Annotated in this window: 16 protein-coding genes and 1 other RNA gene; 3 read left to right on the top strand and 14 right to left on the bottom strand. The window is 39.5% G+C overall.

Features of this window, described 5'->3' with window-relative positions:
* Window positions 1-71: 71 nt before the first annotated feature.
* On the top strand, window positions 72-1,208 hold the full coding sequence (locus RWZ99_RS03850; RefSeq protein WP_314676556.1) for a DUF5105 domain-containing protein: 1,137 nt from the start codon (window positions 72-74) through the stop codon (window positions 1,206-1,208).
* A 38-nt stretch (window positions 1,209-1,246) separates the two neighbouring features.
* Here RWZ99_RS03850 and RWZ99_RS03855 read toward each other — a convergent pair whose 3' ends face one another.
* From RWZ99_RS03855 to RWZ99_RS03865, 3 genes are all read right to left on the bottom strand, one after another.
* On the bottom strand, window positions 1,247-1,936 hold the full coding sequence (locus RWZ99_RS03855) for a Bax inhibitor-1/YccA family protein (protein ID WP_314676557.1): 690 nt from the start codon (window positions 1,934-1,936) through the stop codon (window positions 1,247-1,249).
* Between the two features lie 23 nt (window positions 1,937-1,959).
* Entirely contained in the window at window positions 1,960-2,463 is a 504-nt protein-coding gene (locus RWZ99_RS03860; protein WP_179968634.1) for an HD domain-containing protein, read from the bottom strand.
* 101 nt (window positions 2,464-2,564) lie between these two features.
* Window positions 2,565-3,302 (bottom strand): RNA methyltransferase, encoded by a 738-nt coding sequence (locus tag RWZ99_RS03865; protein ID WP_314676559.1) that lies wholly within the window; start codon window positions 3,300-3,302, stop codon window positions 2,565-2,567.
* Window positions 3,303-3,404: 102 nt separating this feature from the next.
* Here RWZ99_RS03865 and RWZ99_RS03870 point away from each other — a divergent pair, with 102 nt between their 5' ends.
* Together RWZ99_RS03870 and yidC are read left to right on the top strand one after the other, a co-directional pair.
* Entirely contained in the window at window positions 3,405-3,683 is a 279-nt protein-coding gene (locus RWZ99_RS03870; protein WP_314676561.1) for an acylphosphatase, read from the top strand.
* Between the two features lie 86 nt (window positions 3,684-3,769).
* The gene (gene yidC, locus RWZ99_RS03875) at window positions 3,770-4,687 is read left to right on the top strand and encodes a membrane protein insertase YidC (protein ID WP_314676562.1); all 918 of its coding nucleotides are present in this window, start codon (window positions 3,770-3,772) and stop codon (window positions 4,685-4,687) included.
* A 208-nt stretch (window positions 4,688-4,895) separates the two neighbouring features.
* Here yidC and greA read toward each other — a convergent pair whose 3' ends face one another.
* The 11 genes from greA to RWZ99_RS03930 all read right to left on the bottom strand — a co-directional run bounded on the left by greA (window position 4,896) and on the right by RWZ99_RS03930 (window position 18,158).
* Window positions 4,896-5,378, bottom strand: coding sequence for a transcription elongation factor GreA (gene greA, locus RWZ99_RS03880; RefSeq protein ID WP_003095077.1), 483 nt, complete (start codon window positions 5,376-5,378; stop codon window positions 4,896-4,898).
* An 84-nt stretch (window positions 5,379-5,462) separates the two neighbouring features.
* Window positions 5,463-7,451 carry an endolytic transglycosylase MltG gene (gene mltG / locus RWZ99_RS03885; protein WP_314676564.1) on the bottom strand — a complete coding sequence of 663 codons (1,989 nt, stop codon included), beginning with the start codon at window positions 7,449-7,451 and terminating at the stop codon, window positions 5,463-5,465.
* 99 nt (window positions 7,452-7,550) lie between these two features.
* A complete protein-coding gene (locus RWZ99_RS03890; RefSeq protein WP_314676565.1) occupies window positions 7,551-8,042 on the bottom strand; it encodes a GNAT family N-acetyltransferase in 492 nt (163 codons plus the stop codon).
* A gap of 60 nt (window positions 8,043-8,102) precedes the next feature.
* Entirely contained in the window at window positions 8,103-9,431 is a 1,329-nt protein-coding gene (gene murC, locus RWZ99_RS03895) for a UDP-N-acetylmuramate--L-alanine ligase (protein WP_314676566.1), read from the bottom strand.
* 26 nt (window positions 9,432-9,457) lie between these two features.
* Complete coding sequence (locus RWZ99_RS03900) at window positions 9,458-10,174, bottom strand: hypothetical protein (RefSeq protein WP_314676567.1); 717 nt, start codon at window positions 10,172-10,174, stop codon at window positions 9,458-9,460.
* Window positions 10,175-10,329: 155 nt separating this feature from the next.
* On the bottom strand, window positions 10,330-13,425 hold the full coding sequence (locus RWZ99_RS03905) for a DEAD/DEAH box helicase (RefSeq protein WP_314676569.1): 3,096 nt from the start codon (window positions 13,423-13,425) through the stop codon (window positions 10,330-10,332).
* Between the two features lie 105 nt (window positions 13,426-13,530).
* The gene (locus tag RWZ99_RS03910; RefSeq protein ID WP_314676571.1) at window positions 13,531-15,510 is read right to left on the bottom strand and encodes a cell division site-positioning protein MapZ family protein; all 1,980 of its coding nucleotides are present in this window, start codon (window positions 15,508-15,510) and stop codon (window positions 13,531-13,533) included.
* A gap of 2 nt (window positions 15,511-15,512) precedes the next feature.
* A complete protein-coding gene (locus tag RWZ99_RS03915) occupies window positions 15,513-16,679 on the bottom strand; it encodes a class I SAM-dependent RNA methyltransferase (protein ID WP_314676573.1) in 1,167 nt (388 codons plus the stop codon).
* A gap of 139 nt (window positions 16,680-16,818) precedes the next feature.
* Window positions 16,819-17,186, bottom strand: an RNA gene (gene rnpB / locus RWZ99_RS03920) — RNase P RNA component class B.
* Window positions 17,187-17,201: 15 nt separating this feature from the next.
* Window positions 17,202-17,534, bottom strand: coding sequence for a cell division regulator GpsB (gene gpsB, locus RWZ99_RS03925; RefSeq protein ID WP_314676574.1), 333 nt, complete (start codon window positions 17,532-17,534; stop codon window positions 17,202-17,204).
* Window positions 17,535-17,642: 108 nt separating this feature from the next.
* Window positions 17,643-18,158, bottom strand: a complete 516-nt coding sequence (locus RWZ99_RS03930; protein WP_314676576.1) for a DUF1273 domain-containing protein — start codon at window positions 18,156-18,158, stop codon at window positions 17,643-17,645.
* Between the last annotated feature and the right edge of the window lie 17 nt (window positions 18,159-18,175).

The following is an 18,175-nucleotide window of genomic DNA, read 5'->3' on the forward strand; positions in this document are numbered from 1 at the left end:
TCTAATAATCTCAAGGGATATTTCATGATACAATAGACGTATAACCTTAATAAAATAATGGGGGATTATTTATGAAAAAATATCTTTATTCTGGGGCGCTTGCTCTAGTAGCCGCCTTTACATTGTCAGCATGTGCCAAGCCAAAACTCGATGCTAAGCTTTCTGTTAACGACATTGTCTATATGTCTGGAAGCGACCTCAAACTTAAAGATGATCAAACCTTGGTTGAAGTCTCATTCAAACTTGAGAATACTTCTGAAGATATGGAAAATGAGCTAAAAATGTCTGCTAAACAATTCTACCTCAAAGATGAAGATGGTAAAAAAGTCACAGCAAGCAAGATTGAGAAAGATGACCTACCTACTCTCTTCAATAAAAATAAGAACGTAGAAGATGCTACAGATGACTTTGGAAAAGTTGAAGCTGATGACTACGAGACTGTCTCCCTCTTTTTCGAAGTTAACAACGACGAAAACTATAAACTCTATTTTGAATCAAAAGATGAAAAGACAGAGGGTCAAACTGTTTCTACTAGTCTAAAAGATTTCGATGGTCAAACAACTACCAATGTTAAAAAGGCTGTTGATGCTTATTTCAACGCAGTTCTTCTAGGTGGAGAAAGTAAAGACTACAGTAAATTTGTTTCTAACGACTTAGATAAGGCTAAGGGTGAACTTAGCCAATATTTCTCAGATAGTCTTCAATACAGCTATAATGAAACTGATAATATCAAACCAACTGGAGATGAAGTTCCAAAAGTTTTCGGATGGGTTCAAACTGCTAACCGTGAACGTGGTAGTTACACTGTTGACAACGTTATCGTTACTAAAGATAAGGCGGAGTTTAACGTTGATATGTCAACTATCAGTATGAAAGCTGCAGACGATGCCTATATTGCTAACCATCCAAGTCTTACTGACGATCTTAAAAACTATCTACAAAGCAATGGTGCTAACGCCGGAAATGTCGACCAATTGACCCGACAATACTACATGGAAACTTACTTACCCAATTCAATCAAAGAAGTAAGTCCATCAGCACCAAAGACAGACGGAACAAATATCTTTAATGATTACTCAGTTGAACTCACTAAGAAAGACGATAAGTGGGCCTTTCCAGACAAAGATAGCTATGTCGGAAAATGGGATTACTATCCACTCTTCTACGCCTATACAGGTCAACAAGGGACAATTACAAAAAACTATTAAACACAAAAAGAATCAGCCAGGTAGCTGATTCTTTTTTACTAATTACGTCTGGCAAAGATTCGCAAGATATTCAAGAACAAGTTAATAAAATTCAAGTAGAGACTGAGCGCCATAGAAACTGCCCATCCATCTGTGACTTGACCATTAGTACTATAATAAATTTTTTTAATTAACTGATTGTCATAAGCAATTAGACCAGAGAAAATGAGAACTGATACAATACTAATCACAAAACTCATTGTGCTACTTGCAAAGAAGATATTAACCAAGCTAGCCACAATAATTCCAATCAAGGCAGCCATAAGGAATTTGGCCATCCCTGACAAGTCACGCTTAATAGAAACTCCGATAAGTGCCATGACAAAGAAAACAATGGCAGTACTTAGGAAAGCTTGGAAAACAATAGCTTGCGTATATTGAGCGATGATAAAACTAAGTGTAAAACCATTCAGAACGGAATAAACTAAGAATAAAGGTAGAGCCGCAGGTGTATTTCTTCGTGCAGCACCACTAGCCAATAAGACCAAGCCAAGCTCCAAAAAGAGTGCTGCCATATAGACCCAAGAATAATTCATGAGAATGTTGACAAAAACATGAGAGAGAGGGAATAACATCAGATAAGAAATGACTGCTGAAAGCCCTACTCCAATACCAACAAGGCCATAAATCTTCCCGAAAAAGCGATTTAATCCTGCATCACTAGTTGTATAAATTGCATTTGATTCCATAGATATCTCCTAAGTTTAATAAATTAATGGTGGTGACTTTGTAGAGTCTTACGACGGAAAAACTTACGATTTTTAATGCGATTTCGTAAAGGCGTCGCTGCTTCTTTAACAGCCCAGTACTTATCCACCATGGTAACGATATAAGATTCCTTATACTTTGGCGGTGCAATAGTTGCTCCCCACATATGTTTGAGGATGATATCCTCTTCTTTTTTGTTTAAATTAACAAGCTTTCTGGCATTACGAACAGCAATCCGTGGGTGCACCCAAGCATGACTCTTATTAAATTTGGTTACTCGCCAATCATAATAGAAAAAGTCATGCAAGAGACCACCTCGAGCAGTGCTCTTAGCATCCCAACCAAATTTTTTAGCAATCTTGTAGCTGGTGTAACTAACATTAACCGAGTGTTCCAAACGTGTCGAATGATGGTGTTGGACAATCCCATCTAATTTTTGAAAACGTGGGTGTGAAATCAAATGTCCAACAACTTCCATGAATTCTTTATCATCTTCTGGTCGCTTCATAATAATACCTCATTAATGTCTCTAATGTTTCTTCATTATACCACTAGAACTTAAATTTATTTTAAAAGGCGAATGTTTTCCAATAAAATCATCCTTAGGACCTAAAGACTAAACATGAGAATCCCTGCAGCAACAGCAACATTGAGACTCTCTGCCTGGCCCGGCATGTTAATATGTACCAGTTGATCAGCGGACTTAGCCATTTCCTTACTGATTCCTTGACCTTCATTTCCCATCACTAGGGCAAAATTACCGTCTGTCTTAACTGCTTTATAGTCAACGGAATCCTCTGAGAGAGTCGTTGCCAAGACTGGTAAATCTTGTTTTTTACAAGTTTCAACCATCTCAAGAATCGGTCCACGGTAGATTGGCAGATGAAAATGACTTCCCTGCATAGAACGTAAGGTCTTCTGATTATAAATATCAGCGGATTTGTCTGATAAAAAGACCCCATCATAACCTGCAGCATCCGCTGTTCGAATCATTGTCCCAACATTACCAGGATCCTGAACATCCTCCAAGAGCAGATACTTCCCTGAAAGAGAGTCTGGCAAAGATTGAGCTTGTTTAGCCACTTCTGCAACAATCCCTTGAGGCGTCTGAGTTTCACAGAGCTCCTTCAGCACCTCTGGACTAACCAACTTAACCTTAGACATATTAGCTACACGGTCAGCCATCTCCTCAAGCACAAAAATTTGAAGAATATCCACACCACTTGCCTTTGCTTCCTCAAAAAGATGCCATCCTTCTAAAAGATAACTGGTTTTACGGTGCTTGCCTTGCAACAATTTTTTAGCAGTCTTGATACTAGCATTTTGCTTTGATTGAATGATTTCCATAAACTCATTATAGCAGAAATTCCTTGATAAATCTTGGACTTGACCGACTTTATAGCAAGGATTATACTAATAGAAAGAGCTTTCAAAAGGAGGTCATGGACCATGCAAAAAGTAAGATTAGTAGTCTCAGGAAGAGTCCAAGGTGTTGGTTTTCGTTATTCAACCTATGCTTTAGCACTCGAAATTGGAGACATTTACGGTCGAGTCTGGAATAACGATGATGGAACTGTTGAAATTCTAGCACAATCAGATAACCCTGCTAAGTTAGCTAAGTTTATCCAAGAAGTGCGAAAAGGGCCTTCAAAATGGTCTAATGTAACCTATGTTGATGTAACCATGACAAACTTTTCAAATTACAGTGATTTTCGCATGGCTAATTAAGATGTTGTCTCCATTTTTAGCTTGTTCTCTTCCTTAAAAAAAGGTAAAATAGACAAGTATAACTAAAAAACAAAAGGAATGATATTGTGAATAAAAATCAAAAACGTCTAGCCCTTATGGGGCTTGCTGCCAGCATGCTTATCTTTCTATCAGGATGTGTGAGCCTTGATAAGTCTGGTAATCCTACTGGTTGGGTCTGGAACCTAATTGGTCGTCCTATGAGCCACATCATCACCTACTTCGCAAATAATCTTGGTCTTGGATTTGGTCTAGGTATTATCTTCGTAACTATCATTGTTCGTTTGATTATCTTGCCACTTGGTCTTCACCAATCTCGTAGTGCAGCCTACCAATCAGCAAAACGTGAGTACCTTGCTCCTATCTTGGAACCAATCAACGAACGTTTGCGTAAGGCTGAAACTCAAGAAGAAAAAATGGCTGCTCAGTCTGAACTCATGCAAGCCCAACGTGAAAACGGTCTTAGCTTGATGGGTGGTGTTGGCTGTCTTCCTCTATTGATTCAGTTCCCATTCTTCTCAGCGCTTTACTATGCAGCACGTTACACTCCTGGGGTACTCAAGGATAACTTCCTCTGGTTTAACCTCGGTCATCGTGACTTCCCACTGATTATCATTATTGCTGCTCTTTACTATTTCCAATCTTGGTTGTCTATTCAACAAGTTCCTGAGGAGCAACGTAAGCAAATGGCAGCGACTATGTACAGCATGCCAATCATGATGATTTTCTTTGGTATCAGCTCACCTGCAGCCGTAATCCTTTACTGGTTAGTTGGTGGTATCTTCTCTATTATCCAGCAGTTGATTACTAACTATATCATCAAACCTCGCTTGAAAGAAAAAGTTGCTGAAGAGTTCAAAAAGAACCCTCCAAAAGCACCTCGTACAACACCGAGCAAGCGTAAAGATGTTACTCCAAAAAATACTCAAGCAATTACAAGTAAACCAAAGAAAAACCGTAACGCTGGTAAGCAAAATCGAAAATAAACTACAAAACACTCTTGAAGTTTTTTCCAAGAGTGTTTTTCTTATAGATAAATTCAAACTATCCTAGCTCCTAATTTCGCTGGTAACAAAAAAGGAGTAAGACAGAACAAATGTTCTGCCTCACTCCCATAAGGATCAAACAACTCCTACATCATGTAGTTATTTCGATGTTTATTCAAATACTGGACACTTTTGTCCTAGCATTTACTTAGGCTGTTTTTTCTACACTAAGGATTTCAACAGAGTAGCTACCTGCTGGTGATTCGATAGCTACTTTGTCACCAACTTTCTTACCAATCAAGGCTTGAGCAATTGGGCTTTCATTTGAAATTTTACCTGAGAAAATGTCAGCACCGGCTGCACCAACGATATGGTAAGTATCTTTGTCGCTTGTACCAACTTCTTGCACAACAACTGTTTTACCAATCGCAACCTCGTCATTAGCAACAGCATCACTATCAACGATTTCTGCGTAACGAATCTTTGTTTCAAGAATTTGAATTTGACCCTCAACAAAGGCTTGCTCATCTTTAGCTGCCTCATACTCAGAGTTTTCTGATAGGTCACCATAAGAACGGGCAATCTTGATGCGTTCTACAACTTCTGGACGACGTACGAGTTTGTACTCCTCCAATTCTGCTTCAAGTTGTTCTTTTTCCGCTAGGGTCATTACATATGTTTTTTCTGCCATTTTTTTCTCTTTCCTATTTTTTTAGCTAGTTGTTTTAAAATCAAACTCAGTAGTCAGTCGCTGAATTTTAATTAACCAATCAGGCTATTTATCTTTTAGTTTGCTATTAATATAAGTTTCAACATTATGCTGGTGCTCTTCATAGCTTTCAGCAAAATAGACTTCACCAGTTGTTACGTCCGCCACAAAGTACATGTACTTGGTAGAAGATGGATTGATAACCGCTTCTATTGCCGACAGACTCGGACTGTCCACAGGACCAGGCATCAGTCCTTTATGAACATAAACATTATAAGGGGAGTCAATATTCGTATCAATCGTTGCATCTTCTTTCAAGGTCGTTTCTTGACCAAGTTTTCCAAGAGCATAAAGAACTGCGATATTACTTTGCAAGGCCATATCTGAATCAAGACGATTATAGAAAACGCTAGCAATGTTTTTACGATCATCATCAGTTGCTCCCTCTTTTTCAACAAGAGAAGCTAGAGTCAAGATCTCATTAACATTATAGTTACTTGATGAAATTGTTGCATAGTATGGTGATAGGTAGGTGTCCATCGTAGAGAGCATTTCCTCCGCCAAAGATTCCACCGTCGTATCGTCATGAACGTTATAAGTCGCTGGGAACAGATAACCCTCTAGGACATACTTAGCATCTGTAGAATTCGGAAGGTTTGCCAACAAGGTTGGGTACTTCGCTTTCATCTTAGTAATGAAAGCATCATCCTTCATAAGTTTCAAGAAGTCTTTTGCCTTAAGTCCAGTAGATGAATTTTTACCTTTTTTAGCTGATGAATTAACTTCAACCGCCTTGGCGATTTGCTCAATGGTGTACCCTTCTTTAACCAAGACTGTACCTAGAGATGGTTCCTGAGGCTTATCACTTCCTTTTTTCTGAAGGGCCTCAATAATTTCATCCATAGTCATACTAGCCTGAAGGTTATAGTAACCACTTTTTAGATTCGAAATGTTCTTAAACTTGGTATAGTAATTAAAGACTTTACCAGATTTAATGACACCAGCTGATTCCAACAACTGACCGATGTAACTGCTACCTGAATTTTCAGGAATTTCAACACTAATAAACTTAGTCGAATTGACATCTTTTGCACCAACTGCATCACTAACATATCGATAACCAAAGAATCCAGCTAATGACAAGATAAGAATCAAGAAGACAATGATGTTTCTTGCAATTCGTCCTGCACGACGATTATTTTTATTGCGTTTTTGCTTTCGGTTGGAGCGTGAAATCGGCTCTTCGTCGATGATTTCGTCCTGTTCAACATCTTTTGGAGAAGACTTTTTCTTCTTCACTTTCTTACGTTTCTTTTTATCAGCTTTTTCAGAGACTGCTAAAGCAATGCTCTCATCACCCTCATTGTCGTTAGTTACTAGGTCTGACTGAACCTTTTCTGGTTCAGAGTGATTACTTGCTGTATGATGTTCTTGCAAAAATGCTTCTTTTTGACGTTCTGATGTCATCTTGGCCACCAATTCTTTAGGATCCGTGTAGATAGCTTCTTTAGCCTTAGCTTCAATGAGCTCCTTAGCAACATCTGCAGGAATATATTCTTCCTCTGATGCTGCGTTAAGACTAGTTTCCCAAACTGGACGTTTAAAACGACGTTTCGACGTTTCAGTCTCCTGAGGGATATTTAAATTTTTCTCCTCATCAACTTGTTCATTGTTAACTTGCTCTTTAGAGCTTGATGTTACGTTTGAATGGACATCAGACGCTAAAGACTCAGCTTGAGAATCAGAAGACAAGCCAATACTATCTTGAAAATCTCGGGCTGTCTCAGAAGTCATAGTTTTAGCTATAGCACTATGAGAAACAGAATGAGAACTCAAATTTTGGTTACTTACTTTATTTGACGCTGATCCAGCATCTATTGCATGGCTATCAGCTGACGTTGAAAGTGGTGTCTCGGGCATAGTTGCACTTTTATTATGCTCCTCCTCACGAAGAGAACGGAGCCGTGTCGCTTCTTGTAAATCTCGAAGAATCTGATTTTTAAAGCTCAGGCTATCTTCAGCAGATTCCGAGTGTTCATTATACTTGTCCGTCAAGGCATACCTCCTCTATAGTAACAAACGCCATTATATCTTAAAAAGTCAGTTAATGCAAATCAATTGGTCCTTTGTCACAGTAACGTAACACTGGCATTACTAGCTTTCTGGATTCTCCCAGACCATATTATACCAAGAGCTACCGCCATGATTTGATTCGGATTCTCCTTCGTCAATGAAACCATTCATCTCATAATAGCTAATCAGGTAATCATGACAAGTCAAGCTAATTCCTTGACGTTTTTGAGCAACAGCCAGGTCTTTAAGAGCTGCAATCAAGGCTGTTCCAACACCTTGCCCTTTAAAGTCTTTGGAGATAGATAAACTAGTCACTGCAATATAGCCTCCTTGACTAGCGTTAATAGTTACCTTGTGGAACAAGTCATCTGTAAGATAACGTTCCGAAATCACAGGTCCTTCGATATAACCAGCTACAGCGCCATCAATTTCAGCAATTAGGAAGGTGTCGCAAATCGTCTCTAAACGCTCTGCAATGGCCTCTGGTGTAGCAGCTTCTTCAGGCGAAAAATTATCTTGTTCGATACGAACAACATCAGCCCAATCATCCGTTCGAGCGTGTCGAATAATCATCTGAAATCCCTTTCTATCTAAGAGAAAGAGCTGAGCGAAATCGCTACAGCCCTTAATATATTACATATGCGTTTGCAAGCTTGCTAGGAGCTCTACAAATGAACGTTCATAAAGTTGGATGTCTCCAGCTCCCATAAAGACATAGACAGCATTGTCATGGTCAAGGAGAGGTGAAACATTTTCAACTGTAACCACTTTGGCAGGTTTATTGATCTTAGCAGCAAGATCTTCAACCTTTACATCACCATGGTCAACTTCACGCGCAGAACCATAAATTTGTGCCAGATAGACAGCATCCGCTTCATTTAAAGCCTCAGCAAATTCATCAAGAAGGGCAATGGTACGGGTAAAAGTATGTGGTTGGAAAATAGCAACAATCTCTTTAGATGGGTACTTTTGACGTGCTGCATCTAGCGTTGCAATAATTTCAGTTGGGTGGTGAGCAAAGTCATCGATAATAACAGTATCGCTAATAATTTTCTCTGTGAAACGACGTTTAACCCCTGAGAAAGTTTTTAGATGTTCAGCAACCAAGGCCATATCAAAACCAGCCACATAAAGGTTACCGATAACCGCAGTTGCGTTCAAGATATTGTGACGACCATAAGCTGGCACATGGAATTCTCCAAGGATTTGTCCGTCGTGTTTCACCTTAAAGTTAGACCCTGTCGTTGTACGAACAATATCCGTTGCCATAAAGTCATCATTTTCTTCAAAACCATAGTAATAGATTGGTGCATTAGCTGTAATTTTACGAAGATATTGGTCTTCACCGTAAACAAAGAGACCTTTTTGCACCTGTTTAGCATAATCATCGAATGCTGAAAAAACATCATCAATACTTGTAAAGTAATCTGGATGGTCAAAATCAATATTAGTAATGATTGAATAAGCTGGATGATATGGCATAAAATGGCGTTCATACTCATCAGACTCAAAGACAAAGTTTTGCGCATTGGCAGAGCCACGTCCAGTTCCGTCACCGATAAGGTATGATGTGTCTGTGATATTTTTCATAACATGTGACAAGAGGCCTGTTGTAGAAGTCTTGCCATGTGCACCTGCCACACCAAAACTAGTGAATTGGTCCATGAAGTGTCCCAAGAACTCATGATAACGCTTGAAGCTATAACCATTCTTAATAGCAAAGGCAACCTCAACATTATTGTCTTCACGGAAGGCATTCCCAGCAATCAATTCAACATCTTCAGTGATATTTTTTTCATCGAAAGGAAGAATCGGAATACCTGCTTTCTCAAGACCACGTTGAGTGAAGTAATATTTTTCCACATCTGAACCTTGAACCTTGTGTCCCATTTGGTGGAGCATCAAAGCCAAAGCCGACATACCAGATCCTTTAATTCCAATAAAATGATAAGTTTTTGACATAGTTTCTCCTTACAATCGCACTGCGATTAGTTTGCGTCTTCTAAATGCGTCAAATTTAGTTCTTGAGCAACTCGGTGTTCACGGTAAGTTTGACGTTCTGGGTAATTATAAACCTGGCTACGTTTCAAGAAGTCATAACTATTTTTCTTGACGTTCTTACGAGATGGGTTCCTAGGTTGTTGATAAGTTGGAGCTACTTCTGCCAAGATATAAGTATCTTGTTTCAGACGATTTGCCAAGTGATGGATTTTTGAGTGTTTTCCATTAGGTGCTAACGTTCTCTTGATAGCACTTACAGGAGCCCCCAAGATAGACGCTGTCACTGGCCCCTTGTCCGTTGTTACAGCAACTGGCTCAACAGTAGCCTCAAAATCTGGTTTCATTTCTACCTTAGGCTTAGCAGCTAGTGAACGGTTATTCGTATGTTTCGTTGGTTGAACTTCTTGGCGTAGGTATTTTTGGCGTTTCTCCCGTACGTCACGCTTCGCCTTTTCACGGGCTTCTTCAGCATAAGTCATTCCAGCCTCTTGTGTTTCAACTCGTTTTGGAGCCTGCTTACGTTTGCGAGGCTTGGCTGACAAGAATTCATGGTTCGGTAAGAAATCATTGTAGTCCTTATCCTGATAAGGGCCACGGATATTAGTGATTAAATCTTCATTTTCGTATAGGCGCATAGAGACAGGTTCTTGCAAGCAAGATTCCCCGTCCGGAATCAGCGGAAATTGTCGTCTTTGGCGATGCATAAAAGACTTCCTTTCGTTTTCGAGATGATGCGTATCTTAATATAAACAATCGGGAATGGGTAGATACGTCTTGCAATATCCTATTATAGCCTAATTCAAAAGATTTGCCTAGTGTCATTTTTATATTTTAGTATTTCAATATTAAATATAACAAATTAAGATATTGCAATACCAAGAATCTCTTTAATATCCTCAACTGTCATGCTGGCACGGCTTTCATTGCCATCCAATACTGTTGTAACGAGATTTTTCTTACCTTCTTGGAGCTCAAGAATCTTCTCTTCGATAGTACCTCTTGTAATCAAACGGTAAACTTCGACATTTTGCTCCTGACCTATACGATGAGCACGACTAATAGCCTGCATTTCCACCGCTGGATTCCACCAGAGGTCAATCAGAATAACTGTATCCGCACCAGTTAAGTTAAGCCCGACACCCCCTGCTTTTAAAGAAATCAAAAAAGCATCTCGACTTCCTTGATTGAAGGCTCTAGTCATCTCCTGACGACTATCAGATGGGGTTGACCCTGTTAGCTTATAAGAGGGAATGCCTAACTCTTGTAAAAGCTCCTCTGTAATATCTAACATCCCACGAAATTGCGAAAAGATAAGGACACGATGATCTGATTCCTTAATTTGACTAAGTAGGTCTCTAAGACTGTCTAATTTCCCACTATCACCGGCGTAATCCATAAAGAGGGCTGGCGTGTCACAGATTTGGCGTAAGCGGGTAATTCCTGACAAGATTTCTACCTTACGACGATTGATTTCCTGGTCACTTGCTGAAATTAAACCTTGTTGCATCTGTTGCAATTGCGCTAAATAAATAGCCTTTTGAGCATCCGACAATTCACTTTGGTAAGTAATTTCAATCAAGTCCGGTAAATCAGGAAGGACCTCATCTTTTTTACGTCTAAGAATAAATGGAGAAATGTACCGAGCCACTTCCTTAGGTGTTAACTTAAGAAAAGTTTTCTTAGCTGGTAAAAGCCCAGGTAAAATAATCTGAAAGATAGACCAAATTTCCAACAAATGATTTTCAATAGGCGTTCCAGACAGAGCTAGGCAATGCGGAACAGAAAAATCACGTAAATATTGAGCAATCTTCGTCTGAGTATTCTTCATGACCTGAGCCTCATCTAGAATGAGATAATCATACTTACCAGCCTTATAAGCATCAAAATCCTGACGGAAGGAAGCATAGCTAGTAATAATAATCTGATGGTCTTCTGCAATGATTTCATCACGTTTTGGCTTAAGTCCATAAGAAACTGCTACATCTAACTGAGGTGCAAATTTTCTAAACTCATCCTGCCAATTGTAAATCAAACTCGAGGGCGATAGAACCAAGACTCGTTGTCCTTCCTCTAAATGTGCAGAAAGATAAGCAATGGTCTGTAAAGTTTTCCCCAACCCCATATCGTCGGCTAAAATACCACCAAAACCATAGTGATGCAACATTGATAGCCATTGAACTCCTTTTTCTTGGTAGGGACGAAGGTCAACTTCCACCTGATAGGCCGGCAAGTCGAAGGTTTCTGGCTTTCTCAAATGTTTCGTTAACTGTTGAAAATCTTTTGAAAAACGAACAGAATCATTTTCTGAAAGAGAGTCCATCAATTGATAGGCGGCTAATTGATGGAGTTCCAGATGCCCTTGCCCCGAGTAACGGGCCCTCAAAGTTCTGAGACTCTCACTGATACGATGTGTCCCCTCATCAAAGACAATCAACTGACCACTACGATTAATAAAGTAGGGCGCACTTTCCATCAAGGCTTCTAAAGCATGATCCACATCCTCATCATCGAGACTTGAAAAATCAAACGAAATATCTAATAGATTTCCCTGACGCTCTACCTGAACTTGTGGACTCTGTTCAACACGTAAGTCACGCAACTCCTGTCCAATAAGAACTGGCCCTGCATTTTCAAAAGCTGGTAGAGTATTCACAAAGAAGTCATAGAGCTCTTGATTGCTATCTAAGCGTTTAGATGACTGAAAATCAGAGGTAAATCCATGTTTAGCCATCAAACGGAAAATAGCCTGCTCATGACGATAGTTACTAGTAAAGCCTAAATGACTCAACTCATGACGATTATCCACAACATAGCCATCAAAATCAAAAGCCAATGTAAGCATGACCTCGCGTTCACCTTTCAAATCAAAGCGAAATCTCGGGGTGAAATCTTTGATATTAAAGGCTTTTGGGGCTTTAACCGGTCCCATGGTCTTAAAATCAAAAAGACTAGCAGCCAAGATGGCTTGTTCTTCTAGATTAAAACTGACGTGTTTATTCAAATCGCTTCCGATAGGAAGAGAACGTAAGCCAAGTAAAAGTTTTTGCTGTTTTCGATTAAGACGATAGAAAACACCCTGATAAAAGAGAATACGATTATTAAAAAATGCTTGACTGTTTTTCTCAGCGACAGTCAATTCAATCATTTTGGGTTCGACACAAATATCAAATGAGAAAAGATTGGCTTCAGCAGTCAAATCCTCGACCAAAAGGCTGCGATATTCAATCCCTTCCCATTCAAACCTGAAGCCATCCAAATCCTGCATCAACCTCAATCCCTCCTCAAAAAAACCATAGGGGAGACTAAGGTGTCGTGCATTATTCGGTAAAATAAAGGTTAAATTGGATTTAGCTTCATCTGGAATCATCCGTCTTAAGAAGTCTAAAAATGCTTGTGAAGCCTGGTCAAACTGAATGAGTGATAGAGGTTCATAGTAATTCTTACCTATCTGATAATAGCCTTCAGTCTCTACAAGCTTAAGAAAGGCTGGGATATCTCGAATGACGTAAGAACGTTCATCTGGTAAGCGACGTAAACGTAAGCTCCACCAAATCTCTGAACCAAAGGCAGATTCCTCTCCCTCTACCGTGAGGCTATATCTAACAGTATCATCCTCATTAAGAGAAAGGCCCTCTAAAAATAAGCCACCAAAAGAATGCCCTCGCTCTTGGTCCTGGGCGGACTCTTGTTTCTCCTCTAGTTCTGCTAAGAGACGCTGGCCCTCCTTATCATTTTTTAGATAATACTCAACCGCTGCCAAATGGGAACAATAGCCTTTTTGAGCGAAAAAATCACAGTCACACTTGATTTCAGAATCATCGAGTGCATAAATTAAATGATGTTGCCCAACTGTCGTGTCCAACTGAGTTTCTGAGACCTGATGTATGGTAATTAAACCCTTTTCAAAAAGTTCAATCCCCTCATTACGGACTCTACCCGGCATCAATTTCGCCATAGTATTCACTCCTATCTTATCCCTCTATTATAGCACAAAATCCTTATAAACTCGGTCTTCACCAAGATAAAACAAAAAACACTCCCTGGGGAGTGTCGTCGATCATTATTCATAATCAAGTTTATCTGAGTGACCTGAACCATTACCTACATAGTAACCTGTCTTACAGTTGATACTAAAGAGATAAGTTCCATCTGGAAGGTACAGGTTGTAGTAACCATTACCGTTGATGATGTTGACTGGCTCAAGGATAAAGTTATCTCCTGAGAAGTAACCACGTGAGTGAGATGTTTCAATAATCTTATCAAGAACACCATCAGTCCAAATCCAAGCTGGATTACTTGTATCTGCTACTGCGTTTGCATTGTAAGGCACACGAGAGCGATCACGTTGAAGGATAGATGGATTGTAATTTGTGATACCTCGTGTCACAACTGTTGAAGCTGCAACTGAGCCACCAGAAGTTCCACCAGCCGCACCTGTTGCACCTGAATTAGCTGCTCCATTTTGTGCACCAGAAGTATTCGATGTTGCCGCATCACCACCATTAGAAGCTGTTCCAGATGTATTATCTCCCGAAGGAGTAGCAGTATTAACGCTTTCAGCAGCTGTCGCTGCAGACGTTGCACTTGCAGCCTTAGCTTTTTCTTCAAGCTGTGTTTTACCACCCTTAATGGCTTCTTGGATCGTGCTATCAAGACTAGCATTGCCAGTTTTTGTTACACTTTCTGGAAGATCATTAAAGTTAGCATCAGATTTAACTGAGATAGAGGCATTGTAGCTACCGTCTACAAGAGCATCTGATTCATACTTACTATTGACTTTTTGAATAGCTTCAATTTGCTTCTTCAAGTTATCGTATTTTGTCTTAGCTGCATCATAATACTTGGTTTTTTCCAATTTTTTAAGTAGTTTTTCCAAGTCTGATAGCTTACCAAATTGATCATTAGCTAGTTTTGTTTGCTCATCATCTGTGAAGAAATTCTTATACATGTCTTCGAAGGCTTTATTATCAGAGGCTGATGTGTCCTTGCTTGATGATGATGTCACTGCTGAAGAAGCTGTACTTGTTGTTTTCGCAGATTGGCTATGTGTTCCTTTATAAAGAGCATAGCTACCACCAATTATAGCTAGAGCAAGAACCGTAAGAGCACCGATAACAACACCTTTACGGCGGTAAACTGGAATATCACCATCAAAGAAACCTTTATGAGATGGAGAAATCGACTCTGAAGAAATTCTGTCTTCTGCTGATGGACGATTAACTGTCATAGAGACCTTTGGTGTCGCTTTTGCTTCATCAGCTTTAGCTCCTGTTACACCGGCAACTGTTGCAGCAATAGCTTCTAAGTCAATTGTTTCTGAGACTGCAACATCATCCAACAGAGGTTTAGAGTCTTGTGGTTCAGAAGCCTTGTCATTAGCAGGTAAAGTACTTTCTGGTTCCGGATCATCAATGTTAGCAATCAAAGGATTATTATCATCAATATTGTCTACCATAGCAGCGTTATCAACTTGTTGATTAGTTGATGTAGCCGTCGCAGCAAGGGCTTCACCAAGATCGAATTTTTCTGCTTCTGACGTGATAAAACGATCCGCATTCGTCGATGTTATGATGGTTTCAGAGCTTTGACTTTCTGGTTTCACAATAACTTCAGGTTCAACAGGAGCATTTGGCATTTGACGATCAACAGAAGCTTGGGTTTCATCTGCCTTAGCGTCAGTTGTGCCAAAACCAAATGTAACCGGTGTTACTGTTTCATCAGCAGTCGTTGAGTTAGTTGACTCATTAGCCAGTGATTGACCAATCAAACCTGAATCAGCAAATTCCTGACGTTGCTTTTGAATGAAGGCGTCCAAGGGTGATGTATCGCCGTCTGCTTCAATTTTCTTTGAAAATTTTTGGGAGGCAACTTCCTCACGATGTTGCTTGATATACTTATCCAAAATACTGTCTGTTTCGGTTACACCAGCATTAATCTCAGCTTCTTTGCGGACAGCCTCACCGACTGTCATTTCCTTGGCATCTTGGAAATCTAACTCTTGGCTTCCTTCATAGCCATTTTGTGTTTTATCTTCTGACACGTTTAATTTACCTTTCTAGCCTCAGAACGGCGAACACGCTCTCCAAAATATTGATATAAATCAACGCGGAGGGTCCCGTTATAAAGCTTACGTTTTTTATCGGCTTTCATACCGTATTTACTTTCAAATTGTTCATCACTGGTCAAGATAAACTTGCTCCACGTTTTAAGCGGTGCAAAAGTTTGACCCATTTCATTATACAAGATATCCACAGCCTTGTCATCCAACAAGCGCTCCCCATAAGGAGGGTTTGAAATAATGACACCGTTGATTTTATCTGTTTTCAAGTCCTGTAAACGCATTTGTTTCAATTTAATAACATCTTCAAGACCAGCCTCGCGAGCATTAGCCTTAGCAATCTCAACCATACGGCTATCAATATCACAACCCATAATGTCTAATTCAATATCGTAATTTGCCTTGCTATCAGCTTCATCTCGTACTGACTGTACTAAATCTTTATCCACCCAATTCCATGCTTCAAAGGCAAAATCACGATTAAAACCTGGTGCGATATTCATTCCAATCATAGCCGCTTCAATACAGAAGGTCCCTGAACCACAAGTTGGGTCAATCAAAGGTTTATCAGGATACCAATTGCTAAGTTCAAGAATAGCAGCTGCCATATTTTCTTTAATAGGTGCCCCACCTTTATCAGTACGATAGCCACGCTTAAAGAGACTAGCACCTGTAGTATCAATTAAAACAGTAGCCTTATCCTTTAAGATTGAAACTTCAATCTTAAATTCCGCACCTGTTTCTTGAAGAGGCACTCCTTCCGGACGGTGGAAATACTTCTGTAATTTTTTTACGACAGCTTTTTTAGAAATCGCTTGAACAGACGGCTCATTATGAAGCTTTGATTTAACACATTTAGCTTTTGAAATTGGGAACTTCGCACCTAAGGGAAGATAATTTTCCCAGTCCAAGGCAAAAATTCCCTGAAAAAGCTCCTCAAAAGTACGTGCTGGAAACTCTCCCACCACAATCTTGATACGGTCTGCAGCTCTCAACCAAAGGTTAGTTTCAGCAATTGCACGAACATCACCTTGGAAACGCACCTTACCATTTTCAACCCGAGTCTCATAGCCCAACTCACGTAGTTCACGTCCAACCACAGCTTCAAGTCCGGCTGCAGCAGTTGCTACTAATGTAAATGTTTCTTTCATTGTCATCCTTTTACCTAAAAACTATCCTAAGCTATAGCTTATTATTCACTCTTGCTCTTATTAAATGGTAGACGCAAAAGTGATGATTCTTGCTAAAAGAAGGCTGAGACATGTGTCCCAGCCTCACCTATATGCAATTTTCTATAAGCCATGTTTTGTTCCAGAAGTGACTAGGTACCACTTCCTTCGATAATCATCTGTCTACTGCATAGCAGTCAGAATGGTCCGTTCGTTTCCGGCCATTCCATGCCCCTACCAAAGTTTGGGTTGCTAGCTTGAGGGGTTTACCGCGTTCCACTTTTTAGGTTTCCCTAAAAACTCCGTCACTGTGGCACTTTCAGAGCTACTAAAACCTATCCGAAGACTTAGCCAGTTCGCTCGCCGTAACTTGAAAATCAAGTCCCTAGGCTTATTGATTCACCTAGCACAAACACTACTGGCATCACAGCCAGTGCTAGCATGGACTTTCCTCATGGAAGACTAGCAACCATGCGATTATCCAAAAATTGCACAAAACCAGTTTTATTCGACGATTTGTTTTCCAAAGACCTCTTTTTCCAAACGGCTGATACGTTTTAAAATATCATAGTTTGAAGCCGAAGCAACATTGGCAGTGGCATGTGATGGTTCACTTGTCGCACCTGCATATGCGGGGCGGCTTGCAGGAGCCGATGTCGCCTTAGCCTTCAGTTTTGCATTTTCCTCTTGCAATTCCTTAACTAGAGCAATGTAGACACCGTAATCTTTAATCACATCATCTAAAAACTCATCAACTTCTGTTTTATCGTATCCACGCATGCTTGTTTTAAATTCTTGTTCGTAGATTTTCTTGGGCGTTAAATTAATCTTAGCCATCATTCTTCTCCAATACTTGTCTTATCTAACTTACTAATACTTTACAGTCTAATGTTTTTATGATACAGAAAAAAATATAAAAATGCAAGTTTAAAACTCAATTATATCCTATTCCGACATGACTTCATTGAGGTCATCAAAAGTCAATCGAAATAAGGGATAATCCCTTGCTTCTATTATCATATCGTAAAAATATTTCAAATTTGTTTCATTTTCAGATTCATAAAATAAATAAGCTTGGTCTGTATTATCAATGAGAAACTGATTAAATTGTTTGAACTGAGCTGGCGATTGATAAGCTGGAAAACTATACTTTACAAAATCAACTTGTTTAAAGGTTGCCAATTTTGCTTGATTAGCTTCATTCCAATTCTGACCGTGTGTTTCAAATGGAAATAGCGTCGCTAACTTCAAAGGATAGTCTTTCTGAAGTTCCTTAGCCACTTCTAGCGCCCAAAATTCAAAACCAAGGTTCCCAGTAAAAATCATCCAATCCACACCTTCATCTAAAAAACGTTTAAAATCACGTTTGATCGCCTTCTTGATGATGTTTATCTTAGGATCCTTTTCTTTAAAAATACCAAGTTCAAAGCTTTTATATCCAGTTATTAGTAGTGATGTCATTTATTGTTTTCCTCGTT

This window comes from uncultured Streptococcus sp. (genome assembly GCF_963545685.1).
Classification (GTDB): Bacteria; Bacillota; Bacilli; order Lactobacillales; family Streptococcaceae; genus Streptococcus.